The following is a 25,160-nucleotide window of genomic DNA, read 5'->3' as shown; positions in this document are numbered from 1 at the left end:
ACTTATTCAGCTAATGCCATTGCAGCAAGCTTCATTGTACTTTCAAACGACTTAGTACCCGCTATAAATAAACCATTGTGACAGAACACGGCATCATCAATACCTGTTTCATCTACAAAAGATTCATCAGATAGGCCTGACCATGCTTTAGGAAGCGATTTTCTATCTTCAAATGAACCAGGCTCAACTGGCACTGTTTGTAATATCCACTGCCCTGAATGCGACGGATAAACCATGTATAACGCATCACTTGATAAAATATGGACTGTTTTTTTCCATGGAGTGTATTTTTCAAGCACGATTACTCGGGCATCTTCTGCATTTTCAATTGCTTTAGCAACAATCGCTTTTGCATTAACACTACCGTGAGCTGAAGCGATAAAACGCGTTAGCATACGCGCTGCAAATTCAACCGCTTCATCAAAACAGGTATCAAAGTTACTTTCTTCTTCCCATGTAGGGTTAAACATTGAAATTGTTTGGCTCAGTGTTATGCCCTCAACCACGCCTTTTACGTAACCGCAGTCAATGGCATCAATAGTCGATACTAAACCAGAGTCAACTCTATCTGCTACTGCTTGATTATCATTACAAAGCGTTAAACCGTACTTTTTCCAAATTAAACCAAATGATGAAAAAGGAGTACCATTTTCACGCTCACCCGCACCACCGCGTTGATGGTGATCAAATCGACCTGTATCTGGGTTATATTCGCCGCCTACATCAACCACAATATCAGCACTTTCTATAAGCGCTTTATCGCGAGTACGAACAAGCTTAAACGCTGGAAAAATATGTTTAAGTACCGCAATACTAAAAACGTCGTCTGCATGAAAATTACCATTGTGGGTTACTACTGTTATTTCGCTCATTGCTTTATCGCTACTATTAGAAAAGATAAAAATTCTCGCTTTGTAAGTTAATTACTAATTATCGAGACAGATTTTATACGAAGACAGGTGTTAAAAACAGTGAAGTATTTTTTGCATCACCATAAAAGTATTTTTATAGTGATTAGTTTTAAGTATAGCGTTTATTGCAAGGTAATAATGGGTGATTGTAGGGAAGGATATTTACGACACGTTAAACTTTAACATGCCGCAGAGCTAGTTAACTTCTTGGCTAAGCCCTAGTTCCATAAATACACTTTGTGGATTATCGACATATGAGCCAAAGCTGCCACAACGTTTAAAGCCTAAGTTTTCATATAAACTAATCGATTTTATTTGCTTTGGCCCTGTTTCTAAACGTATTAACGGGATTTGCTTTTCACCAGCTTGATGCAATAAAATTTGCATAATACGTCTCGATAGCCCTTTACCACGATGGCTTGGTTTAACGTATAAACGTCTTATTTCGCCATAAGGTTGAGTATCAAATTTCTCTACAATCGCCCCGCAGGCTATAATTCCCTCTTCGGTTTTTAAACCAATCGCATACACATTAGGTAAGGTTAATTCGTTTAACTCCAGAGACTGCGCGGTAGCAACAGGGTACAACGAATTTATAAGTCGGTCTATATCATCAAATACATTGACTACATCGGGGTCATTAGGGTTCAAATCGACTAACTGCATAAAGCTTCCATTCATTGTTATAAGTTGATTAAGCTTTAAATAATATATTTAAGCGGGCGTAGCTTAGCACTGTTTAACAAAAAAATCTTTAGGGGAGACTGTATTGTGAAATTTCATCAATAAGAGCAATAAATAATCCAGTACCACAATGAGCAGTTAGATTATTGCTCTTAAATTGCGTTGAGCTTTAAGTAATGAGATCGTGAGGCTTATTTTTAGCGTTATGCCATTTTAAATAGCGCTCCTTATCCATTGGTTTTGCGATTAAGTAACCTTGCATCGAATCAATATTCATTTTTTTAAGTAAATTATACTGCTCAGCGGTCTCTACACCTTCTGCCACTACTGCTAAGTTTAAGCTTTTTCCTAAGCTGATAATTGTTTTCGCGATATTAAAACCAATCTCATTGTCTAAAATTTTATCTATAAAACTTTTATCTATTTTTAATTCCTTCACGGGAAACGCACTTAAGTAAGCTAAGCAAGAATACCCGGTTCCAAAGTCATCAATCGAAAATATAAAACCTGCAGCAATAAGCTCTTTCATTTGTTTAATTGTATATTCTATATCGTTTGAAATCATCGACTCGGTTATTTCCAACTTAATTTGTGAAGCTCGAATATCAAATTTGCTTATAGTACTAAACAGCTCCTTTTTTAAATTTGATGAATTAAACTGACTTTGGCTAATATTAATTGAAACACTGAACGAATCGTCAATAGCGCTGGCTTCTTTAAGTTCATTAATTAAAATACATATATCGCGTAATACTGCATTTTGTAGTTTTTGTATAAGCCCGTACTGCTCGGCTATAGGTATAAATTCATTTGGTGCTATCAGGCCTCTTTGCGGATGGTTCCATCTAATTAGCGCTTCAGCTCCAATAATATCTCCGCAAGTATTAACTTGTGGCTGAAAATAAGCACAAAATTCATCAGAAGCAATAGCTCTAACAATGTCGGTTTCAAGCTCAGTTTGCTTTTCCAGCAGTGTTTGCGACGCTGGATCGTAAAAGCTACTGCTGTTTCCGCCTTTATTTTTAGAGCGATACATAGCAGTATCGGCAAACTTTAATATATTGTCAGTTTGTGCGTTTACGCTGTCAATTAGGCAAATACCTATACTGCAGCTTACTTGAAAGGCAAGTTCGCCTACTTCAAAATTGTCATGAAACACGCTTTGAATTTTTTTAGCCACGGATTCGCATTCATAAATTGCCTGCTTTGTATTTTCACCTATGTCTTCAAGTAAAATAATAAACTCATCGCCACCGGCTCTAGCTAACGTGTCTGAGCTTTTGATTATGGCGTTTAATCTTTTTGATAGCTCTACAAGCACTTCGTCTCCAGCACTATGCCCCAACGAATCATTAATACGCTTAAAGTTATCTAAATCTAAAAACAACAAAGCTCCAATATTTTTTATACTTTTGATGCTCTCTACGCACGTTTTTAACCTATCGCTAAGCATTCTTCTATTTGGCAAATTAGTAAGTGGGTCATAAAATGCGAGCTTATGGACTTCTTGCTCTGCTTTTTTCCTTATTGAAATATCCCTGGCCATCCATACAATATGCCGTTTTGTCGGGTTCTCAGGGTGGTAATGATCTAAAGCAGCGGCTCGCCCTTCAAAAACTATACTCCCCTTCGGGACATTTAATTCATATTCAAAGATTTGCATATCGTTAGTCGACAACGTTTTTGCAATGACTGCCATTATCATTTGCGCATCTTTTTGAGGAAGTAAGTCTTTAACATTTTGACCAATAATATCTACCGTCGACTCAAGCAGTAACTCATTAGAAGTACCATAAACATCGGTATATATGCCCTCTTCGCTTAAAATAAGGATGAGATCGGGCATCACTTTGGTAAAGGCTTTAAATTTTTCATTACTGTGCTGTAAATTAGCGACAAGCTGTTTTGCCTTTTCAAATTCGTTACTTTTTTCAAGAGCGATACTTGAAAAGTGTACAAAAAAATCTATTAATTCTAAATCTTGTTTTGATGGAATTCTAGGGGTGCTGTGATAGATAGCAAAGGTGCCTAACAAATCAGCTTGAGTTGACATAATAGGCGTTGACCAACATGACTTAAGATCAAACTTTAACGCTAAGTCTTTAAAATCCACCCACAGTGGTGAAGTTTCAATATTTTCTACAATTATTCGCGATTTCGAAAATGCAGCAGTACCACATGAACCCACTTTTGGCCCTATATAAACCCCATTAAGCAAACCACAGTACTCTGGATGAATATTAGGGGCTGCACAATGAAAAAGCTGATCGCCTTTAGCTGACAAAATGGAGCATCTAGCTGACTCATCATCCATGATTTGTTCTATCGATAAACAAATTTCAGTAAGCACCTCATTTAAAGGTGCCCCTAGTGCAATCTTAGATAATATGCCTTGCTGGTGAGATAATAACTTTTTTAACCTGTCCGTACCCATTTTCACTTGCTCGCATTATTTATACATATTGATACAACAAAAGCCTCAAGCAGATGCTTTTTTACGACGTAGTAAAGTTCATTATAGTCATGATTAGTAAGTTTATTATTATATTAATAAAAAACTCATAAGGCCTATTTTGATCAATCATAATTGCATATTACAAAACATCTATAGTTACCATATAACCAAAATAGCGGCATTAAAGCTAACACTTTGTTACTTAAAAATACTCTTCAAAATTATTAAGATATTTATACTGTCACTAATGGTGAATATTTTTTGAGGTTATAGTGCAGATAACACAAGGTATGGAATATTTTTTTCAGGACTTAAATTAATTAGCCAAAAGGGATTAAAGCGTTTTGTACTTATCCCGCTTTTAATTAATATTTTGCTATTTGGTAGTTCTTTGTTTTTCTTATTTGGATGGTTAAGTTGGCTTGAATGGCTAATGTGGCCAATTGCAGTATTAGTCGTGCTATTTAGCTATAGTATGCTCTTTACAGTCATCACTAATTTTATTATACCAATCTGCTTATATACGGGGTCTATTTAACGTTAAGAAAATTACGCTGTAACTAGGCAAAAATTTTTGTATCTAGTTGTTCTAAATAAAAAATTTTTAACGACGTTATAGCGTAATTTAATTCGTTAAATTGATCAAAGATTTATGCAGATTGGTATTAATCATGAGATCGAAATTAACGAAGATATTTGTCTAAAAATAAATTATCTCGGTGCGGGAGTCTTGGTAGAAAACCCCGACCACTCTAGACTCGATGCAGGGGGCGCTAACCTATAAATAAGGTTGATTGCCTCTCGTTGGGCAATCAATCCTTTATTTAGCTTTAATACCTATTGCTTATAAACCTTGCTCAGTAGCCATTTTTTTCGCAATTTGTGGGGCTGTCCAAAGTGATGGTAACAACACAAATGATACAGGTACGGCAGTTACTACAATAAACGACTGCAGTGCAGAAATACCACCTGAACCTATCGAAATTAATATTGCTGCCATAACCCCCATCATAATGCCCCAAAACACTCTAACGGATGTTTGCGGATGATCGTTACCCGTCATTACCATAGATACCGAGTAGGTCATGGAGTCACCCGTGGTTGCTACAAATATTGTGGTTAAAATTAAAAACAACACAGATATAACAAAGCCCATAGGCAGCTGCTCAGTAATAGCCAACAGTGCCGCAGGTAAATTTAAGCCCGCAAAGGGTTCTGAAATAACACCCGGGTTTGCTAACTCAAAAAATATACCTGAACCACCCACTATCGTAAACCAAAAACAAGTAATAACAGGAGCAATTATTGAAATAAGCGTGATCATTTCGCGAATAGTACGGCCGCGTGAAATTCGTGCAACAAACATAGCCATTAAAGGTCCATAACCTAAAAACCAGCCCCAAAAGAATACCGTCCACCAGTCTAACCAAGCGGTATCGGCACGAAAAGTGGCCATAGGTATAAAGTTATTAATATAAAGCCCAAACGAATGAATATAGCTATCAAAAATAAAGGCTGTAGGCCCCATCAGTAAAATAAACAACATTAACGCAACAGCTAAAATTACATTAAAGCGACTGAGTAATTGAATTCCTTTAGTAACACCACTTACGGCAGATAGAGTATAAATTGCAATTAAACTAAACAAAATGGCCACTTGAGTCGTATAAGTATCTGGAATACCAAATAGTTTTTCTAAACCAAAGCTTACTTGCAGGCCTAAAAAACCAATAGGTCCTACCGTGCCTGCTACTACAGCTATAACACAACACGAATCGACAATAGCACCAAATGCGCCTTTCATTACGCGATCGCCAAATACCGGATACAACAAAGTACGCGGCTTAAGTGGTAAACCTTTTTCGTAATGTAAATGCATATAAACTATGCCAGTCAGGCTGCCTAAAATAGCCCAAGCTAAAAATCCCCAATGCATAAAGCTTTGCGCTAAAGCATTAAATGCAGCCTCTTTAATCCCTGACTCACCACCAAAAATTGGCGGCGGCGAAATAAAATGTGCCATTGGCTCAGCAGCAGCCCAAAACACCCCGCCACCAGCAAGGAGTGTACACATAATAATGCTGATCCACTTAAAGGTGTTAATTTCTGGCTTTTTTAAGCCACCTAATACCACTTTCCCGGTACGTCCAAAGGCTAAAAACAACCCAATTATAAATGTCGAAAGCAATAATATTTGCCAAAAGGCACCAAACGTTTTAGTAGAAAAAGCAAAAGCGGTATTTATCCAGCCCGACATCAAATCAATATCATAAAGTGCTAGCACAGCAAATAGCAAAAGAATGCCACCACTGATTAAAAATACCGGTATATCAACCCCTGCCAAATACTTTGTTGTAGATGAATGCTCATCCTCATGTTGTTTTGTTACTCCAGTAGTACTCATTTATCGTCTCTTGATGGATTTTTAGTTACCGACATAGCGACATACCACAACACCCACCCTAAATACGAAATGAAGCGACGCGAATCAAAAGGTTAAATTATCTTTCGATCTTGCTTTATTTCGAGTTTAGAAAATGCCATAACAAATATCTTAACTGCCAACTTGTGAATATTTTACCCTTTTCAGCCACCTAATCCAACGGTACTCTAATTATTAATAGTGAATTTACACAATAGTAAAGCCTTGCTTACAGCTATTTTTAATAATAAACAAATATAAAACAACAATTTTGAAGGGGTTAGGAAAACAGAAATAGCAATATAAATAAAGAGATGGAAAGTACAGCGATAGAACAAGATACATAAGGCTAAGTATATTAATAGCCAAATGCATAATTAATCTCGCATATATTTAATATGTATTGATAGTATTTTTGTAAAAATAACTAAGATATTATTTTGGGTAAATTTATTGATAGTTTTTAAATTATTAGCAACGCGCATAACACATAAAAAAAGCGCTTAATAAGCGCTCTATAACTTTAATAAATACGATACTTACACTAATACTTGACGCGTGTTTGCTATAAAGTGATGTACTTCGCGCTCAATTTTAGGGTCAACTGGCTCATCTGGTCGACGATCATTCGGGCAAGGCATTCTTGGCGTAGTACCAAATAAGCGACAAATTAATGGGCGCTCATCATATACAGTGCAGCCATCGGGACCAAGATGCACACAATTGAACTCGTTTAACGCCGCTTCATGCTCCGCATCTGTTTTTATCGGTAAGCGCGACATTTCCTCTGAAGACGTTGTTACTGGCCCGCAGCAGTCGTGGCATCCTTTTACGCATTCAAACGCTGGAATATTAGCGCGCAATCGTAAAATTACTTCCTGATTTTTGTACATCACTATTTATACCCTTTATTTTTGCAACGCACTGACGCGGCAACTTTACTAATTTCTCCACAATGCATCAAAACGATGCCTAAGCCTAGAGTGGCTAGATCAGCTATAGTACGCTTTGCACTGCCAAAAAATCAAGCTAAGTTAGCGTTTAGTTACGCCATAGTGCCAATATATAAAGCTTGCAAACTAATTGTCGCTTATTAAGCTGGGAGGAAAAAATAGTAAACTGGCCGTTGTTATTATTTAACTTAAACACTTTGTTACCTAAAAATACTGTTTAAAATTATTAAGCTATTTATACTGTCACTAATGGTGAATATTTTTTGAGGTTATAGTGCAGATCACACAAGGTATGGAATATTTTTTTTCAGGATTTAAATTAATTAGCCAAAAGGGGTTAAAGCGTTTTGTACTTATCCCGCTGTTAATTAATATTTTGCTATTTGGTAGTTCGTTGTTTTTCTTGTTTGGATGGTTAAGTGATAGCTTTAGCTATATCAATAACATGCTACCAGAATGGTTAAGCTGGCTTGAATGGCTAATGTGGCCAATTGCATTATTAGTCGTGCTATTTAGCTATAGTATGCTCTTTACAGTCATCACTAATTTTATTGCAGCTCCCTTTAATGCTTTATTAAGCGAAAAAGTTGAGCTTTATTTAACGGGTCAAAAAATTAATGATGACGGCTTTGCCGATTTATTAAAAGATGTGCCTAGAATGCTTGGCCGTGAGTGGACAAAATTATGTTATTACCTTCCTCGCGCTATTGGCTTTTTCATACTACTTTGGGTTTTACCTGTCATAGGCCAAATATTATGGGTTTTGTTTACCTGTTGGATGTACGCGGTGCAGTATGAAGACTATGCGTTTGATAACCATAAAATTGGCTTTAAGCAGATGAAAGACGATTTAAAATCTAAGCAAGGTTTATCGTATGGGTTTGGTTTTGCCGTTATGCTATTAACCGCTATACCATTTATAAACTTAATCGTTATGCCTGTGGCTGTATGCGGTGCAACTCGTTTATGGGTTGATAACTATCGCCCTAAATACAGAAGTTAAAAGTAAAAATGGGTCTAGCGACCCATTTTTGTTACCCATAAAAATGTTAGCTGTATAGATTTTGTGGCACTTTAGTTACATTTAAATGAACGGTTATTTCCTCACGATCATGATATAGATGCTTAGCTTGTAACTCGTAATTAATACCTTGTTTCTCAAGCTCTTTTCTGATCATCGAGAGGCATTCATAAACACTATCAAAGCGTTTTTTCATAGGTAGTTTTAAGTTAAATATAAACTCTTTTGCATATGCAGCTACTGCCCAATCAATCATTAGCGTAGTCACTTTGGTCGGTTTTTCCACCATATCGCACACTAACCAAGTAATATTTCTTTTTTCAGGACGATATTTAAAACCATCAGCTCTAAAATGTTTAACTTGTCCGGTTTGCATTAAATCGTCGTTCATTGGGCCATTATCAATAGCGCTTACAAACATACCTCTGCGAACAAGTTGATAAGTCCACCCACCTGGGCATGCGCCTAAATCAACACTGCGCATACCTGCAGCCACGCGTGATTCGCGTTGTTGCTCAGGAATAAATACATTAAATGCTTCATCGAGTTTTAACGTCGAACGACTCGGCGCATCGCTTGGCATACGAAGGCGTAAAATACCCATAAAAAATGGAGAGTTATTAAAGCTATACGAGTAACCCACATAAGCCGTATTGTTTGTTAAAAACATAACATGCATTACCGGGCGGTTTGCTTTTGGCTCGCGCAGTACAGTATTTTGTTTTTCGAGGGCTTTTTTAAGCGGTGTTGATATTTTTTTACAGAACGTTAAAAGCTCTTTGCCTTCATTTGTGTCTGGCGTTTCTACGCGTAGCTCTGAGCATAATGTAAAGTCTTTAGCAGCTTCAACTACTGCACTTACACGGTCTTCTACTGGCATATTTTCGAGTAATGTACCGGCAAACCATTGGCGTGCAAACACCATGTTTTTAAAATCGACCTTTTTGATTATTTCGTCGCTGTGATGCGCTTCAAAACATTCGTAAACAACATAACCTGTATTTGGTTTTGCTTTTACATACCCTGCAAAACCTTGCTCTGCAGCATGAAACGTTATTTCAGCAGCGGCATCGTTTTCAAAACCACTACGACAAAAAATCACAACACTAGACATATTAACCCTTAAACTCTTTAAAACTTAAATCGTGCAACTTGCACTAAAATAACAATCCAACCAATAATAAAGCACAACCCACCAAGTGGTGTTATCGGCCCTAGCCACTTCATTCCTGTTAGAGCGAGTAAATATAAACTGCCACTAAAAAGTAGTGTGCCCGTTATAAAAAAGCCACCAGCCCAACTTAGGTTTATGCCCCATTTAATTAAAATAGCCACCGCAATCAATGCAAGTCCATGAACCATTTGATACTCAGCAGCTGTTTTAAAAACCCCTAATGAATACTCCGATAAACGGCTTTTTAAACCATGGGCAGCAAATGCACCTAACATAACCGAAAGCATACAAAAAATACTGCCGGCCATTAAAAATAATTTAATCATTTAACCTCCTAATCGAGTTTTAACACATCTCAATTTGTTGCTTAATAAATTCAACAGCCCTTAATGCTGCTGTTTCTCTATTTTGCAGTTCAGTTACACCACTTTTTTTACGCGGCTTTAATGAGTGATCGCCATCAGTTAGCCATGTAAGCAAAGGCTGCTTTGGCATTTGCATAGTAAGCAGTTCTTCACGCGTACCAAATGTATCTCGCTCGCCCTGTAATACTAAAAACGGACAAATAATATCAGCAAAATGGTCGGTGCGTAGTTTTTCTGGCTTACCCGGCGGATGAAATGGATACCCAAATGCAACAACACCTTTAACGGGCTGCTCAGTGGTACATGCGAGCATTGATGCCATACGCCCACCCATCGATTTACCGCCTATAAATAACGGTAAATCTGGCTGCGCATTCGTTAGCACTTGTTCATAATAAATAAGTAGTTTTGGCGCTCTTTCAGGAGGCCTGCGTTTATTGGTTTGTTTAGCAATTTGCATATATTCAAAATCAAATAAACCAACATCAATACCTTGCTCGCTTATTAATTTTGCCATGTGTTGCATAAAGTCAGAATCGCTACCGGCGCCTGCCCCATGCGCAAATATAAACTGTGCAATTGCAGGTCGCGCCGTGCTTTTAAACCATTCAATCATTATTAATACTCATATTCTTGCTCATGCTCTACTAAGCTCAGCATCCACTCTTTAAACGAGACTATTTTGCCAAGCTCTGTTTGCGATTCACGTAGCACTAAATAATACGCATTTTTACTCTCTAGGCTGTGATTAAATGGGATAACCAATCGCCCTGCATCTATGTCAGGTTTAGCTAAAACACTATTACCAATTGCCACACCTTGGCCGTGTACTGCAGCTTGCAGCACCATAGATGAGTGACTAAATATAGGACCTTGGTTAACTTGAACATTGCGCACACCTGCGGTTTTCATCCATGTTTTCCAGTTTTTACGTGTCGTGTCGTGCAATAAAGTGTGATGCGCTAAATCACTAGGTTGATCAAGTGGCTTTGGCCCGCTTAATAACATAGGACTACAAAGTGGTACTAAGTATTCGGTATGAAGTTTGTACGCTTGTACACCATTCCAATGACCTCTACCATAATAAATAGCAATATCTACGTCATCAGTCAGTGAGTTTTCATCTTGATCTTGCGCTTTTATTCGCACGTCTATTTCTGGGTGTAGCTCATTAAACAAACTCAAACGAGGCACTAACCACTGAATGGCAAAACTTGGGGTTAGGCTTACTGTTAATGAACCTTTAGCACCACGGGCTAATAGCTTTTCAGTTGCATCAATAAGCTGAGTGAAAATCTCTTTAATATCTAAAAAATAGCCTTGGCCTTCTTCAGTTAATAGTAATGAGCGGTTTTTACGTAAAAATAACTTTAGGCCTAAATGCTCTTCAAGTGTTTTTATTTGATGACTTACTGCCGCCTGCGTTACATAGAGCTCTTCTGCAGCCTTAGTAAAACTTAAATGGCGCGCAGCCGCTTCAAAAGCTTTTAATGCGTTTAATGGAGGTACCCGTCTTGACATAATAACCAAGCTTAGAATTAGTTTTTCTTATGCGTGAGATTATATACATCATATAAGTTTGTGTATATTAAAGGCATAAAAAAAGCGACTTAAGTCGCTTTTTAATAAACATTATGCTGAGTTATAAGTCGCTTGCACTTGTATCAAGTGGTGCAAAGCTTTTAATTAAATTATCAACCGCTTTCATTTGCGTTAAGTACCCTTCTAACTTGCTAAGCGCTAGTGCACATGGACCATCACATTTAGCTTCGTTAGGGTTAGGATGCGCTTCAATAAATAAACCAGCTATGCCTAAAGCCATACCACTGCGAGCAAGCTCTGCAGCTTGTGCACGACGACCATCAGCAGAATCAGCTCGCCCACCAGGGCGCTGAAGAGCATGCGTTGCATCAAAAATAACAGGCGCCATGGCTTTCATGTCATCCATACCCAGCATATCAACCACTAAGTTGTTGTAACCAAAGCTAGAACCACGCTCACAAAGTGCGATGTTATTATTACCCGCTTCATTAAATTTAGTAATGATATGGCGCATTTCGTGTGGCGCTAAAAACTGTGGTTTTTTTACGTTAATAATTGCACCTGTTTTAGCCATCGCCACAACTAGGTCAGTTTGACGTGCTAAAAAGGCGGGTAACTGAATAACATCAACAACTTCAGCCACAGGTGCTGCTTGATGCGGTTCGTGTACATCAGTAATAAGTGGAATTTTAAACGTGTTTTTAATCTCTTCAAATATTTTTAAACCTTCTTCCATACCAGGACCACGGTACGAATTGATTGAAGAACGGTTAGCCTTATCAAATGACGCTTTAAATACATAAGGAATATTTAATTTAGTCGTCACTTCTACGTAATGCTCTGCAACACGCATAGCTAAGTCGCGAGATTCTAATACGTTAATACCGCCAAACAATACAAATGGTTTGTTGTTTGCCAGTTCAATTTCATTAATTTTAATAATTTGGTCTTTCATTTAAATTCCTTAAGGTGCAACTGCTTGCATCATTAATCCACAAATATAAGCCATATAAGTGCCCACGCCGTAGCCTAATACAGCTAGCAGAACACCAACAGGCGCTAATGACGGATGAAACGCTGATGCTACAACAGGTGCAGACGCTGCGCCGCCTACATTAGCCTGAGAGCCTACGGCCATATAAAATAGCGGTGCTTTAATAAGTTTAGCTACTACTAACATTATGCTTGCATGCACTAACATCCAAATTGCGCCAACTAAAAATAACCCTGGGTTATTAAAAATAGCCGTTACGTTCATGTGCAAACCAATTGATGCGACTAAAATATACAAAAAGCTAGAGGCTACTTTAGAAGCGCCAAACGCTTCTATTTGCCTTACTTTAGTAAACGATAAGCCTATACCTATCGTTGTTGATATAACTATTAGCCAAAAGAACTTACTGTTTAAGCTGTATTCTTTTGCCCACTCATAAGTCGTGCCAAAGTACGGACCTAAAAAGTCAGCGCAAAAATGCGCTAAACCGGTTATACCAAATGCAATTGCAAGCAGCGTCATGTAGTCGTTAAGAGTAGGGATACGTGCATGTTCTGCATGATAGGCTTCAACACGTTTTTTTAAATCTTCAATTGCGCTTGTATCGGCGCCAGTAGCAGCATCAATTTTTTTATGATTTGCTGCCATTAACAATAAAACAGCCATCCAAATATTAGCGACGATTACATCTACTGTGATCATTACAGAAAATATATCACCGCCAACTTCAAACATTTCTTTCATTGATGCTTGGTTAGCACCGCCGCCAATCCAGCTACCCGCAACAGTTGTCATACCGCGCCATACTGCATCAGGCCCATGCCCGCCAACAATACTTGGATCAAATGCGCTGACCACTAAAATAGCTAATGGGCCGCCAATAACAATCCCGAGTGTACCCACTAAAAACATAATAAGTGCTTTAGGGCCTAAGTTAATAATGGCTTTTAAATCAATACTTATTGTAAGGAGTATTAAACAGGCAGGCAGTAAATAGCGCGAAGCCACATAGTAAACATTAGATTTATTACCATCTACAATACCAAAAGTATTTAATAACGAGGGTAAAAAGTAACACAGTAGTAAAGCAGGTACGTATTTGTAAAATCGTTTTAAAGCTGGACGCTCACTGTTTGAAGTTTTAAAAATAAACCCCAAAATAACAGCAAGTAAACCAAGCACAACGGCATCATTAGTAATTAATGCACTTTGAGTTTCAACCATAATTATTCCTATTCTTAATGGTGCGTTTTATTATTATCTTCTAGTTCTTCAATTTGGTGCTGAATTATCTCTATTGCAGGATCATCCGGACACTCATCTACAAAAAACTGTAAATCATCACGTGCCATTTTAGGGCAACCGAGCTGATTTAATAAGTAACCTCTGTCGCGTCTCTCATACGGGTCGTCGCCTATTAGCTCCATTAGCATCTCTACACAGGTTAAAGCGTGACCAAATTTGTTTTCGCTAATGAAAGACCATTTTTGCTGAGCTAAAAATAGCTTATATACTTCATCATCAAAAATAAGTTCGAGTGGCTCTTGCTCTTGGCCATCATCTTCATCTGCATTTTCAGGGATGATATACCAACTTTGTTGTCCACTACTTGGCTCTATTATGTAACCTTCTTCATCACTAATCGCCACATGTACGCCAACATCACCTTGTGTAAGACTAAGATTCGCGTCACAGTTAGCTTGTTGTAAAAAGTGACAAAGTATAATTGCCAGTGTTGTAGGTGAACCACTGCGCATAGAAAGCGTATAGCTTAGTGTATTTAATTTATATTCAGGCACTTTTAAGCCTGAGGCACTAAATAGCCAATCGCTGTAAAACATATCTAATAATTTTTCGAGACGATCGTGCTCATCACTCACTTTTAAACACAGCGCTGAAATTTGCTGTTCAAAGTCAGTTAAAGTTTCATAACATGGTGTTAAATCTATCTGAGGGTCCCATTTTGACTCTGCTTTAATACAGCGATAAATCGCTGGAGGTGTAAATTCATCGTAAGCATCATCAAGATAAGATTCATCGTGTTCGTCAAACCCGAGGGTAGTCATTAATACTGCAACATTTTAGAAAACGAAAGCGTAGTTTACCTAACTTTAAAGCTATATACCAATATAGAGATGTTTTTGAATATTTTCTGAGAGGGAGTCGTATTTGAGCTTCACAAAGAATTATAAAGCTCAAATAGTTAAATATTACTTAAAGCAAAAAAGCTGATTTAGACGTCGCCAAATAGCCTATAGCCAAAATAACAGCAGTGTTAACTAAAACGTAAGCAACTTTAGCCGTCATTTTAGTTTGTCTGGCGCTTTTAGCCCCAATACCAATATATATAACCACTAAAACTATTTTTTCTAATAGCCAATATTGTTCAAACGGGTTTATTTTTGCCATAAATATAAGCGTAAGTGCAGACACTAATAACAAAGTATCTATGCTGTGACTGCCAATCATTACCACTTTATTTTTCGCTAATTTACCACTACCCATTCGCGAAAATGCGCGAACATAAAATAAAATCACACTTAACATCGCAATTGCCATGTGAGAGTGCTTTACTGCTAAATAATCCATATGCCCCTGTACTTCTGTTTTATAAAAATCTAATTAAGCAAACGGCTAATAACCGCCTCTACTTATCAATTCGTTTTACTGTGTTGTCTCATTTCAGACTGAAGTTGTACGTTTTCAAACGCAAGTTGTACATTTTGAGTGAAAATTTCAATTAAATGTCGCTGTATATCAGTTAAATCTTTTGGGATCCCTGATATAAATAGTATTGAGTTATGATTATATTTGCTGCTGCAATACGCAAATAAGTAGTTTTCTTTATAAATAATACTTTTTTCATTAAGGGCCTGATGGTATGCACTTAACTGCTCGATTTGTAGCACCGCATCAAGCTCTTTACCTTCACTTTTTTCAAAATCGCCAGTGCCAGAACACACAATTAATTTTTTATTATTTCCACTTCCTGGGTTCTGCGCAACCAAAGTGCTCGCATATACTGCTCGATCAGTAACGCCAAGTAAAGATGTTAACTGCTGCATAACCCCTTCAATAAAATGCTCTATTGAATGCGCAGAAAAAATATCACGAGACGCTATAATTATTTTTTCAAGCCCTTCGCGTGACTGCTCTATCGAAATAATATCGCGGTATGAGCGTAGGCTCGACATGATAACAGTAAATAGTTTTTGAGCAGTAAGCTCTGTTTTTGATTTGTAATCGTTAATGTCGTAATTAATAATTACTTGGCGCTCAGGAGCCTGTCCAGGCTGCCCTGTTCTTAAAATAATTCGTATATGATTATTCTTAGCCTCTTCGCGAATAAACCTAGCAACTTGTAGCCCAGCATCATCGGTTTCCATTACTACATCAAGTAACACAATCGCTGCATCGGTATGCTCTTTTATAAGCTCTTTGGCTTCAGCACCCGAATAAGCACTGATAAATTCTAAGCGTTTATTTTGAAACTCAAAATCACTCAACGCTAGTTTTGTAACGGCATGAACTTCAGGTTCGTCATCAACAATTAATACTTTCCAGGTACCGTGTTCAATCTCATCGATTGTCTCTTCTGGCTCATCTGAAAATAAAAAATCACCCATCATAATCGAAATTCCTTCATGGCATTATTTAACGCACTAGCAAGCAATTATTATTCTTTAGGGCCACTGTGCAAACGTTACACGGTCATTATTACCAAGGTCTTTCACTGTTTTAATATTAACGAATGCCATTTTTTTAAAAAAATGACGAACAGCTTCACCTTGCTCAAAACCGTGTTCTATTAAAAGATAGCCACTAGATAACAAATAGTCACGTGATTGTGTAATTATTTGTTTAATATCAGACATTCCGCAATCATCGGCCACTAATGCCGACAAAGGCTCAAAGCGCACATCGCCCTGATTCAAGTGTATATCACTGCTTTCAATATAAGGAGGATTAGTGACAATTAGGTTAAACTTTTCGCCATGTAACTCGCTAAACCAATTACTTTGCTTAACACGCACGTTATTAATTGCCAGTCGCTGCTGATTACGTGTAGCAAGTGCAACAGCATCGCTTACTCTATCTACAGCCGTAATTTGCCAGTTAGGCATTTCACTGCCCAGTGCTAATGCAATTGCACCAGTACCTGTGCCTAAATCAAGCACTTTAGCTGTAGCAGGTACAGCCACTTCAAGTGCTTGCTCTACTAACGTTTCGGTATCTGGTCGCGGTATTAAGGTTGTTGCGTTAACTTCAAGCGATAAACTCCAAAATTCACGTTGCCCGGTAATATGTGCAACGGGCTCACCGTTTAAACGTCTTTGGCAAAAGTTATCAAATTGCTGTTGTTGCTCAGCGTTAAGCTCATGCTCTGGCCAAGTAAAAAGGTAACTGTGAGGTTTTTGAAGAATATGTAAAAGTAAAACTTGTGCATCTAATTTAGCACTTTCGCTGCTAGGTGCTAATAAATTAGCGCCTGCAGCAATAGCTTGTTCAAGAGTTTGGCTCACGATTACTCGTCGCCCATAGCCGCTAATAGGTCAGCTTGATGTTCTTGCATTAATGGGTCAATAACGCAGCTTAAATCACCCGCTACCACTTCATTCAAACGATAAAGTGTTAAGTTAATACGGTGATCGGTAATACGACCTTGTGGGTAGTTATAAGTACGGATACGTTCAGAACGATCGCCACTACCTACTAAGTCACGACGTTCAGATGCTTCTGCCGCATGGCGTTTTTCATCTTCAGCCTGTTGCAAGCGTGCTGCAAGTACCGACATCGCTTTAGCACGGTTTTTATGCTGTGAACGCTGATCCTGACACTCAACCACAACACCGGTAGGTATATGTGTAAGTCGAATAGCAGAATCTGTTTTATTAACGTGCTGACCACCTGCGCCCGATGCACGAAATGTATCAACTTTTAAATCTGCGGTATTAATTTGTATCGCTTCAGCTTCTGGTACTTCCGCCATTACTGCAACAGTACACGCAGAGGTATGAACGCGCCCTTGTGATTCAGTTTCTGGCACACGTTGAACGCGGTGCACACCAGATTCAAACTTTAATTGCCCGTAAACGCCTTCACCACTAATATTCGCAATAACTTCTTTGTAGCCACCGTGTTCACCTTCATTGGTGCTCACAACTTCTACTTTCCACTTTTTAGTTTCTGCGTAGCGACTGTACATACGAAATAAGTCACCAGCAAAAATAGCCGCTTCATCACCACCTGTTCCCGCACGCACTTCAACAAACACGTTGTTGTTATCACGCGGATCTTTTGGCAACATTAATACTTGAATTTGATCTTCAATTACCAAAATTTGTGCTTTAGCTTCTTTATATTCTTCTTGCGCCATTTCACGCATTTCAGGGTCAGAATCTTTAAGCATTTCTTCAGCACTGGCTAAATCGTCTTGCGTTTCTTTGTAAGTTAAAAACGTTTTTACAATCTCTTCAAGCTCAGAATATTCTTTTGAAAGCCCACGAAAACGATTTTGATCACTAATGACCGACGGGTCGCTTAGCAGCGCTTGTACTTCTTCGTAACGCTCTACTAAGGTTTCTAATTTATTATAAACAGACTCTTTCATTTAACGGTTATTCCTGATCAATACCTAACATTTTTTTCAACTGGTTTAGCTGCGCCACTTCACCTTTTTTCGCTGCGTCTTGTATTGCACGGGTAGGCGCGTGCATTAAGCGATTGGTTAATTTATTGGCGAGCTCTAATATAATTTTTTCTGCATCTTTACCTGTGTTTAGCTGACTAACAGCTCGCTCAACAAGTTCTGACTTAATTGTTTGTACATCATTTCGATAATGGCGGATTAAATCTACCGAATCGAGTGAACGCATCCACATTGCAAATTCTTTGGTGCGCTCAGTAATAATTATTTGTGCTTGCTCAGCAGCTTGCTCTCGCGCTGCCATATTCTCGCTTACAATGGTTTGTAAGTCATCAACGGAATATAAATAGGCAGCATCTAGCTCCCCTACTTGGCTTTCTATATCGCGCGGAACCGCAATATCTATAAATAGCATAGGCTTGTGACGGCGTTGTTTAAGCGCTTGTTCAACAACCCCTTTACCAATAATAGGCAAAGTACTGGCTGTAGAACTAATCACTATATCGGCTTTATGTAAACGCTCTGGCAATTGCGCTAAAGCAATTACATCCGCCGACACCTCGTCAGCTAAGCTTCGAGCTCGCTCAATAGTTCGGTTCGCAACGGTGATATTTTGTGGCTCATTTTGATATAAATGTTTAGCAACTAACTCTATGGTTTCGCCGGCGCCAATTAATAATACGTTTGTTTTATCGAGCTTACCGTAAATATGCTTCGCTAAATTAACAGCCGCAAATGCAACCGATACCGCGCTTGCGCCAATATTTGTTTCGGTTCTAACTTGTTTCGCCACCGAAAATGTTTTTTGAAACAATCTATCAAAAGTAACACCTACTGCATCGTGGGTTTTAGCGCTAAAAAACGATTGTTTTATTTGCCCTAAAATTTGCGGCTCCCCTAATACCAAGGAATCTAAACCGCAAGCTACACGCATTAAGTGATTAATAGCGTCATTACCTTCGTGGCAATAAATATTATTACTCAGTTCATGTTCATCCAAACCATGGAAACTGGCAAGCCAAGTTAACAGTGTTTGGGAATTTTGCTGAGCGAGGCTACAATAGATCTCGGTTCGATTGCAGGTAGACACAATAACCGCTTCATTAAAGTCGGCATGGCCGCTTAATTGTTGCAACGCCTCTGAAATTTGCTCAGGCGAAAAGGCCACTTTTTCACGTAATTCTACGGATGCGGTTTTGTGATTTATACCTAGTGCTATTATGGTCATATTTGCCAAATATTGCTGAGCCCTACTTCAAAGGCGGTAATTTTACCAAAAATCAGCGGAATATGGAAAGTAAGGAACAACATTTGATTCGACAATATTTGATTTTATTCATGTTTTTTTTGTTTTTAGGTGGCTGTGCTCATCAAATTGATACAAAAACAACACTTTATGATGATTGGAAACCACGTTTAGCTGCTCAAAAAACTTGGCAGGTAGAGGGTAAACTCGCGTTTATTAGCCCACAAGAGCGTCAATCTGCAAACTTAAATTGGCAGCAAACAACAAATTCCAATAATTTAATACTGACTACCTTTATTGGTACGCGTATTTTGTCGCTTAAACAAACAGCAAACGGTGCTGAATTAGAATTTGACGGCGATGAGTACTTTGATACTAACGCTTCAGAGCTTTTAAAGCGCTTAACGGGTTTTACACTCCCTGTTGATAATGCCGATAATTGGCTTAAAGGGACTATTGATGACCAAAGTTTAGTTGTTGATGAGTTAGGCCGCGCAAAGCAAGTATTATGGTTTGATAATACAGGCAAAAAATGGCAAATAGATTACGGCACTTATATACAAAACGCAGGTTACTGGCTACCAACTAAACTGACGCTAAAGCATCAACAAATAAAAATTAAGATTCAACTCTACGATTGGCAATTTAAATAAACATGAATAACAAAACCTCTTTTTCCCTTATTGCTCCGGCAAAACTCAATTTATTTTTACATATAAATGCTCGCCGAGAAGATGGCTATCATGAACTAGAAACCTTATTTACTTTTTTAAATTTTGGTGATGAATTGCATTTTGAGCTAACAACGGATGGTAGTATTTCTATCGATGGGGATACTCAAGACATACCTTTAACTGATAATCTCATCTATAAAGCGGCACTTTTATTACAAACTCACTGCAAAACCTCGCTTGGTGTAAAAATAAATTTAATTAAACGCCTGCCAATGGGTGGCGGTGTTGGAGGCGGTTCGTCCGATGCAGCCAGTACTTTATTAGCACTAAATAAGTTATGGAAATTAGAACAGAGTTTAGAAACCCTAGCCCAATTAGGGCTTAAATTAGGCGCTGATGTTCCGGTGTTCATACAAGGTCAAAGCGCCATAGCACATGGTATTGGTGAGAAATTGCACCACGTAGAACTTGAACAAAAATGGTACTGTGTTGTGCACCCAAATCAACATGTAAGTACGGCTAAAATATTTACACACCCCGATTTAAAACGCGACACACCAAAAATAATAGGCGATTGGAAACACCATATTTTAACCAACGATTGTGAGCCTTTAGTTAAAAAGCTTTGTCCCGAGGTTGAAAAAACCCTCCAGTGGTTGCTAAAATACGCACCGTCGAAGATGACCGGAACAGGTTCATGTTGTTTTGTGGAATTTGCTAGTCAAGTTCAAGCACAAGATGTACTTGAAAATCTCCCCCATACTTGGCAGGGTTTTGTGGCTTCAAGCGCAAATGTCTCACCTGCTCATACGGAGTTAACCGCCATTTTCGATCAATGAAGTAACGTACAAGTAATCATAAGTTAACTTGCAGTGGTATTTATTACTGCTCGTTAGTCCAAATATTCAGTGCCTGAGGAACCCTACCGTGCCTGACATGAAGCTCTTCGCTGGTAACGCAACACCTGAGTTAGCTCAAAAAGTTGCAAAACGTTTATATATTGAATTAGGCGATGCTGTTGTTGGCCGTTTTAGCGACGGTGAGATCAGTGTTCAAATAAATGAAAACGTTCGTGGCTCGGATGTTTTTATCTTGCAATCAACCTGTGCCCCTACAAACGATAACTTAATGGAGCTTATCGTTATGGTTGATGCTCTACGTCGTGCGTCTGCAGGTCGTATTACTGCCGTCATTCCTTATTTTGGTTATGCGCGCCAAGACCGTCGTGTACGTTCTGCTCGTGTTCCAATTACCGCTAAAGTTGTTGCCGATTTCTTATCAAGTGTAGGTGTTGACCGTGTTCTTACGGTTGATTTACATGCGGAACAAATCCAAGGCTTCTTTGATGTACCAGTAGACAACGTATTTGGCAGCCCTGTATTACTTGAAGATATGAAAGAACGCGACTTTGAAGACGTCGTTGTTGTATCTCCAGATATTGGTGGTGTTGTACGTGCGCGTGCAATTGCAAAACTACTAAACGATACCGATTTAGCTATTATTGATAAACGTCGCCCACAAGCAAACGTTTCTCAAGTAATGCATATTATTGGTGACGTTGAAGGCCGTGATTGTATTATCGTAGATGATATGATTGATACCGGTGGTACGTTATGTAAAGCCGCTGAAGCACTAAAAGAACATGGTGCTAAGCGTGTATTTGCATACGCAACGCACCCTATTCTTTCAGGTAAAGCAGCAGAGAACCTACGTGACTCAATGATTGACGAAGTTATTGTAACTGACTCAATTCCGCTATCTGACGAGCTTAAAGCCCTTGATAAAATAAAGGTACTTACGCTTGCTGACATGTTAGCAGAGACTATTCGTCGTATTAGTAACGAAGAATCTATCTCAGCGATGTTTGAACACTAAGATTAAACATTCCTGAGTATAAAAGCGCCTTTTGGCGCTTTTTTTGTAAGCGATGTTTATTTTGTCTGAGCGTGGTGGTATGATAGCGCGCCTTTTGGCTAGGGACCTTGGTCGCAAAGGCCCTACACATTTAAATAACTGGAGACATCATGTCTAACAAAACTTATACGTATAACGCTGAACTTCGCGTAGAAACTGGTACTGGTGCGAGCCGCCGCCTACGTCGCGAAGACAAAGTTCCTGCAATCCTTTACGGAGCTGACAAAGAAGCTTTATCTCTTACTTTTGCTCATAAAGATATGATCAAAGCACAAGAAGACGAAGGTTTCTACACGCATATCCTTACGCTTAACGTAGATGGCGAAGCTGTTGAAGTAATCTTAAAAGATATCCAACGTCACCCATTCAAACCTAAGCTTACTCACCTTGATTTCCAACGTGTAGATGCTACTCATAAATTTCAAACTAAAGTTCCTCTTCACTTCATCGGTGAAGATATTGTAACTAAAGCTGGCGCAACTGTTGTTCACCAGTTAACTGAAGTTGAAATTACGTGTCTTCCAAAAGCACTTCCAGAATTCATCGAAGTAGATGTGTCTAAGTTTGTTGTTGGCGATTCTGTTCATATTTCTGACCTTACTTTCCCTAAAGGCGTAAGCTCTGTAGATTTAGCGAAAGGCGAAGGCCATGATCAGTCTATCCTGACTATCAAAGCAAACAAAGCAGCTCCAGTTGAAGACGACGCTGCAGCAGCAGAATAATTTTTAAGGTCTCGCAACCTTGAATTCTATTCAAATGCTTGTGGGCCTGGCTAATCCAGGCCCCGAATACGCAAACACACGCCACAATGCAGGTGCTTGGTTCATCGAGCAAATCGCTGCACGCTACAACTGCACTCTAAAACACGATCCTAAATATCACGGCCTCACTGGCAAAGTGATAATTCAAGGCCAAGAATTCAAATTATTGATCCCCACTACTTACATGAATTTAAGTGGTAAAGCGGTCAGTAGTTTAGCTAATTTTTTCAAAATCCCTGTCGAGGACATTTTAGTTGCCCATGACGAATTGGATTTAGACCCAGGCGTTGCCAAATTAAAAAAAGGCGGCGGACATGGCGGTCATAATGGTTTAAAAGACATTATTGCAAAAATGGCAAATCAAAAAGACTTTATGCGTTTACGCATAGGTGTAGGTCATCCGGGGCATCGTGAAATGGTAACTGGTTGGGTGCTTGGAAAAGCGGCCAAAGTAGACCAAGAAAAAATGGATGCTGCTGTTGATGAAGCAGTTCGTTGTATGGAAATACTTGCAAAAGATGGTGTGTTAAAAGCACAAAACAGACTACATTCGTTTAAACCCTAATAACTTGGGTTCAAGCACATCGTTTAAACGAATCTAAACAAGGTATCTTACTATGGGTTTTAAATGTGGCATCGTTGGCTTGCCTAACGTTGGTAAATCAACGCTTTTCAATGCACTAACTAAAGCGGGTATTGAAGCCGCTAACTTTCCTTTTTGTACCATTGAGCCTAATACAGGTGTGGTACCTGTGCCAGATCCTCGTCTAGACGAACTTGCTAAAATTGTTAATCCTCAACGAGTTCTTACCACTAGTATGGAATTTGTAGACATTGCTGGCTTAGTAAAAGGCGCATCTAAAGGTGAAGGCCTTGGTAACCAGTTTTTAGCTAACATTCGTGAAACCGATGCAATTGGCCACGTAGTTCGCTGTTTTGAAGATGAAAACATCATCCACGTAGCAGGCACTATTGACCCTGCTGACGATATTGACGTAATCAACACTGAGTTAGTGCTTGCTGATATGGATAGTGCTGAAAAAGCCCTTTTCCGTAATTCAAAAAAAGCTAAAGGTGGCGATAAAGACGCTAAAGAGCAAAATGCTGTACTTGAAAAAGTAAAAGTGCATCTTGACGAAGGCTTAACTTTACGTGGTCTAGCACTAACTAAAGAAGAAAAAGCAGCAATTAGCTCTATAAACTTCTTAACGATTAAACCAACAATGTATATTGCAAACGTTGCTGAAGATGGTTTTGAAAATAACCCATACCTTGATCGTGTACGCGCAATTGCCGCAGCTGAAGATGCGATTGTTGTTCCTGTATGTGCCGCTATCGAATCTGAGCTTTCAGAATTAGATGACGAAGATAAGCTTGAGTTTATGGCTGATCTTGGCCTAGAAGAGCCAGGCCTTAACCTTGTTATTCGTGGTGGTTATGAATTACTTCAATTACAAACTTACTTTACAGCTGGCGTAAAAGAAGTACGCGCATGGACAATCCCTGTAGGTGCAACAGCACCACAAGCAGCGGGTAAAATCCATACCGACTTCGAGCGTGGCTTTATCCGTGCGCAAACTATTGCTTTTGACGACTTTGTTGCCTTTAAAGGTGAGAGTGGCGCAAAAGAAGCAGGTAAGATGCGTCAAGAAGGTAAAGAGTATATTGTTAAAGATGGCGATGTAATGAACTTCTTGTTCAACGTATAAGTACAAATTAAACCAATTTAGCTTGGTAATAATTTTTAAAGGCTCGTTTTTACGAGCCTTTTTTGTATTTAAGTATTATAAAAATAATAATTGAGCACAATCAGGGCCTGTTGACCTTTTAGGATTGAAATTTGTTCAATCTAGGGGCTATTTAATCGCGGCGCGAGGTTTGTAACCTAGTGGGCTAAGTAAAAACCGAGCAACAAAGAGTAAATTGCCCCTAGGCAGAACCCTTCGGGCAGCGCATGTTTGGCATTTATGCTGCGTTATCGCCTATTTATGGGGAATAACCACACTACATAGGCTCTGCCTTGTCTAAATACCAAACACACTGCTGCAAATTTAACCTCAAAAGATAAACAGGCCCTAATCATCTTTGTAATATCGCTCAATTAAAGAAGTACAGGGTTAATTAAGATTCTGCGCATTTAAGGCAGCTAAAAAAACAGCATTTTTATTAAAATTTAGCCTGTTAGCTTAATTTTCCTGCAAACAAACACAGTTAAGTGTTTTTTTGCAAAAAAGGTGTTGACGAATTTGGGTCATATCAGCATAATACGCCCCGCACTCAGCGATGAAGTGCTAACAAAAAAAGATGGCTAAGTAGCTCAGCTGGTTAGAGCACATCACTCATAATGATGGGGTCACAGGTTCAAATCCCGTCTTAGCCACCATTTATTTTTTTGTT

At 38.7% G+C, this 25,160-nt stretch carries 23 protein-coding genes, 1 tRNA gene and 2 pseudogenes; 9 read left to right on the top strand and 17 right to left on the bottom strand.

Going from position 1 to position 25,160, the window contains the following annotated elements; all coding sequences use genetic code 11:
- Positions 1 to 2: 2 nt before the first annotated feature.
- The 3 genes from PX700_RS19265 to PX700_RS19255 form a co-directional block, all read right to left on the bottom strand.
- Entirely contained in the window at positions 3 to 872 is an 870-nt protein-coding gene (locus PX700_RS19265; RefSeq protein ID WP_415637635.1) for an MYG1 family protein, read from the bottom strand.
- Between the two features lie 234 nt (positions 873 to 1,106).
- The gene (locus PX700_RS19260; protein WP_415637636.1) at positions 1,107 to 1,577 is read right to left on the bottom strand and encodes a GNAT family N-acetyltransferase; all 471 of its coding nucleotides are present in this window, start codon (positions 1,575 to 1,577) and stop codon (positions 1,107 to 1,109) included.
- Positions 1,578 to 1,764: 187 nt separating this feature from the next.
- Positions 1,765 to 4,029 carry a sensor domain-containing phosphodiesterase gene (locus PX700_RS19255; RefSeq protein ID WP_415637755.1) on the bottom strand — a complete coding sequence of 755 codons (2,265 nt, stop codon included), beginning with the start codon at positions 4,027 to 4,029 and terminating at the stop codon, positions 1,765 to 1,767.
- A 293-nt stretch (positions 4,030 to 4,322) separates the two neighbouring features.
- Here PX700_RS19255 and PX700_RS19250 point away from each other — a divergent pair.
- Positions 4,323 to 4,555 (top strand): annotated as a pseudogene (locus PX700_RS19250) (EI24 domain-containing protein); the annotation flags it as partial.
- 339 nt (positions 4,556 to 4,894) lie between these two features.
- Here the strand turns inward: PX700_RS19250 and PX700_RS19245 are convergent.
- Both PX700_RS19245 and PX700_RS19240 read right to left on the bottom strand, forming a co-directional pair.
- On the bottom strand, positions 4,895 to 6,454 hold the full coding sequence (locus tag PX700_RS19245; RefSeq protein ID WP_415637637.1) for a BCCT family transporter: 1,560 nt from the start codon (positions 6,452 to 6,454) through the stop codon (positions 4,895 to 4,897).
- Between the two features lie 557 nt (positions 6,455 to 7,011).
- Positions 7,012 to 7,365 (bottom strand): YkgJ family cysteine cluster protein, encoded by a 354-nt coding sequence (locus PX700_RS19240; RefSeq protein WP_479521621.1) that lies wholly within the window; start codon positions 7,363 to 7,365, stop codon positions 7,012 to 7,014.
- Between the two features lie 352 nt (positions 7,366 to 7,717).
- Between PX700_RS19240 and cysZ the strand changes: the two genes are divergently transcribed.
- Complete coding sequence (gene cysZ / locus PX700_RS19235) at positions 7,718 to 8,428, top strand: sulfate transporter CysZ (protein WP_415637756.1); 711 nt, start codon at positions 7,718 to 7,720, stop codon at positions 8,426 to 8,428.
- A 46-nt stretch (positions 8,429 to 8,474) separates the two neighbouring features.
- On the opposite strand, the gene rlmM is transcribed toward cysZ, so the two are convergent.
- From rlmM to hemA, 12 genes and pseudogenes are all read right to left on the bottom strand, one after another.
- Positions 8,475 to 9,560 carry a 23S rRNA (cytidine(2498)-2'-O)-methyltransferase RlmM gene (rlmM, locus tag PX700_RS19230; protein ID WP_479521610.1) on the bottom strand — a complete coding sequence of 362 codons (1,086 nt, stop codon included), beginning with the start codon at positions 9,558 to 9,560 and terminating at the stop codon, positions 8,475 to 8,477.
- 17 nt (positions 9,561 to 9,577) lie between these two features.
- Positions 9,578 to 9,946 (bottom strand): DUF423 domain-containing protein, encoded by a 369-nt coding sequence (locus PX700_RS19225; RefSeq protein ID WP_166419119.1) that lies wholly within the window; start codon positions 9,944 to 9,946, stop codon positions 9,578 to 9,580.
- Positions 9,947 to 9,965: 19 nt separating this feature from the next.
- Positions 9,966 to 10,601 carry an alpha/beta family hydrolase gene (locus PX700_RS19220; protein ID WP_479521609.1) on the bottom strand — a complete coding sequence of 212 codons (636 nt, stop codon included), beginning with the start codon at positions 10,599 to 10,601 and terminating at the stop codon, positions 9,966 to 9,968.
- A gap of 2 nt (positions 10,602 to 10,603) precedes the next feature.
- Positions 10,604 to 11,506, bottom strand: coding sequence for a transcriptional regulator GcvA (locus tag PX700_RS19215; protein WP_479521608.1), 903 nt, complete (start codon positions 11,504 to 11,506; stop codon positions 10,604 to 10,606).
- 121 nt (positions 11,507 to 11,627) lie between these two features.
- Positions 11,628 to 12,482 (bottom strand): 3-deoxy-8-phosphooctulonate synthase, encoded by an 855-nt coding sequence (gene kdsA / locus PX700_RS19210; protein ID WP_479521607.1) that lies wholly within the window; start codon positions 12,480 to 12,482, stop codon positions 11,628 to 11,630.
- 9 nt (positions 12,483 to 12,491) lie between these two features.
- Positions 12,492 to 13,745: a DUF819 family protein gene (locus tag PX700_RS19205; RefSeq protein WP_415637641.1), complete on the bottom strand. Its 1,254-nt coding sequence runs from the start codon at positions 13,743 to 13,745 to the stop codon at positions 12,492 to 12,494.
- A gap of 14 nt (positions 13,746 to 13,759) precedes the next feature.
- Positions 13,760 to 14,587: a tetratricopeptide repeat protein gene (locus tag PX700_RS19200; RefSeq protein WP_002958558.1), complete on the bottom strand. Its 828-nt coding sequence runs from the start codon at positions 14,585 to 14,587 to the stop codon at positions 13,760 to 13,762.
- A gap of 148 nt (positions 14,588 to 14,735) precedes the next feature.
- The gene (locus PX700_RS19195; protein WP_197240079.1) at positions 14,736 to 15,110 is read right to left on the bottom strand and encodes a SirB2 family protein; all 375 of its coding nucleotides are present in this window, start codon (positions 15,108 to 15,110) and stop codon (positions 14,736 to 14,738) included.
- An 89-nt stretch (positions 15,111 to 15,199) separates the two neighbouring features.
- Positions 15,200 to 16,150, bottom strand: a pseudogene (locus PX700_RS19190) (DUF3369 domain-containing protein); the annotation flags it as partial.
- A 54-nt stretch (positions 16,151 to 16,204) separates the two neighbouring features.
- Positions 16,205 to 17,044 carry a peptide chain release factor N(5)-glutamine methyltransferase gene (gene prmC / locus PX700_RS19185; RefSeq protein WP_479521606.1) on the bottom strand — a complete coding sequence of 280 codons (840 nt, stop codon included), beginning with the start codon at positions 17,042 to 17,044 and terminating at the stop codon, positions 16,205 to 16,207.
- A 2-nt stretch (positions 17,045 to 17,046) separates the two neighbouring features.
- Positions 17,047 to 18,132, bottom strand: a complete 1,086-nt coding sequence (gene prfA / locus PX700_RS19180; protein ID WP_007583962.1) for a peptide chain release factor 1 — start codon at positions 18,130 to 18,132, stop codon at positions 17,047 to 17,049.
- A 7-nt stretch (positions 18,133 to 18,139) separates the two neighbouring features.
- The gene (gene hemA / locus PX700_RS19175) at positions 18,140 to 19,396 is read right to left on the bottom strand and encodes a glutamyl-tRNA reductase (protein ID WP_294119031.1); all 1,257 of its coding nucleotides are present in this window, start codon (positions 19,394 to 19,396) and stop codon (positions 18,140 to 18,142) included.
- Between the two features lie 83 nt (positions 19,397 to 19,479).
- Here hemA and lolB point away from each other — a divergent pair, with 83 nt between their 5' ends.
- From lolB to PX700_RS19140, 7 genes are all read left to right on the top strand, one after another.
- Entirely contained in the window at positions 19,480 to 20,067 is a 588-nt protein-coding gene (gene lolB, locus PX700_RS19170; RefSeq protein ID WP_479521605.1) for a lipoprotein insertase outer membrane protein LolB, read from the top strand.
- A 2-nt stretch (positions 20,068 to 20,069) separates the two neighbouring features.
- A complete protein-coding gene (ispE, locus tag PX700_RS19165) occupies positions 20,070 to 20,927 on the top strand; it encodes a 4-(cytidine 5'-diphospho)-2-C-methyl-D-erythritol kinase (RefSeq protein WP_479521604.1) in 858 nt (285 codons plus the stop codon).
- An 88-nt stretch (positions 20,928 to 21,015) separates the two neighbouring features.
- The gene (locus tag PX700_RS19160; RefSeq protein WP_007583957.1) at positions 21,016 to 21,963 is read left to right on the top strand and encodes a ribose-phosphate pyrophosphokinase; all 948 of its coding nucleotides are present in this window, start codon (positions 21,016 to 21,018) and stop codon (positions 21,961 to 21,963) included.
- A gap of 149 nt (positions 21,964 to 22,112) precedes the next feature.
- Complete coding sequence (locus tag PX700_RS19155; RefSeq protein WP_149594563.1) at positions 22,113 to 22,724, top strand: 50S ribosomal protein L25/general stress protein Ctc; 612 nt, start codon at positions 22,113 to 22,115, stop codon at positions 22,722 to 22,724.
- Between the two features lie 19 nt (positions 22,725 to 22,743).
- The gene (gene pth / locus PX700_RS19150) at positions 22,744 to 23,328 is read left to right on the top strand and encodes an aminoacyl-tRNA hydrolase (protein WP_166419131.1); all 585 of its coding nucleotides are present in this window, start codon (positions 22,744 to 22,746) and stop codon (positions 23,326 to 23,328) included.
- A 52-nt stretch (positions 23,329 to 23,380) separates the two neighbouring features.
- Entirely contained in the window at positions 23,381 to 24,472 is a 1,092-nt protein-coding gene (gene ychF, locus PX700_RS19145) for a redox-regulated ATPase YchF (RefSeq protein ID WP_007583951.1), read from the top strand.
- A gap of 597 nt (positions 24,473 to 25,069) precedes the next feature.
- A tRNA-Met gene (locus PX700_RS19140) sits at positions 25,070 to 25,146 on the top strand.
- Positions 25,147 to 25,160 lie beyond the last annotated feature (14 nt).

The sequence above is a fragment of the Pseudoalteromonas sp. TP27 genome (assembly GCF_056470645.1).
The sequence above is the reverse complement of the archived record's forward strand: the minus strand, read 5'-3'. Positions and strand labels throughout refer to the sequence as shown.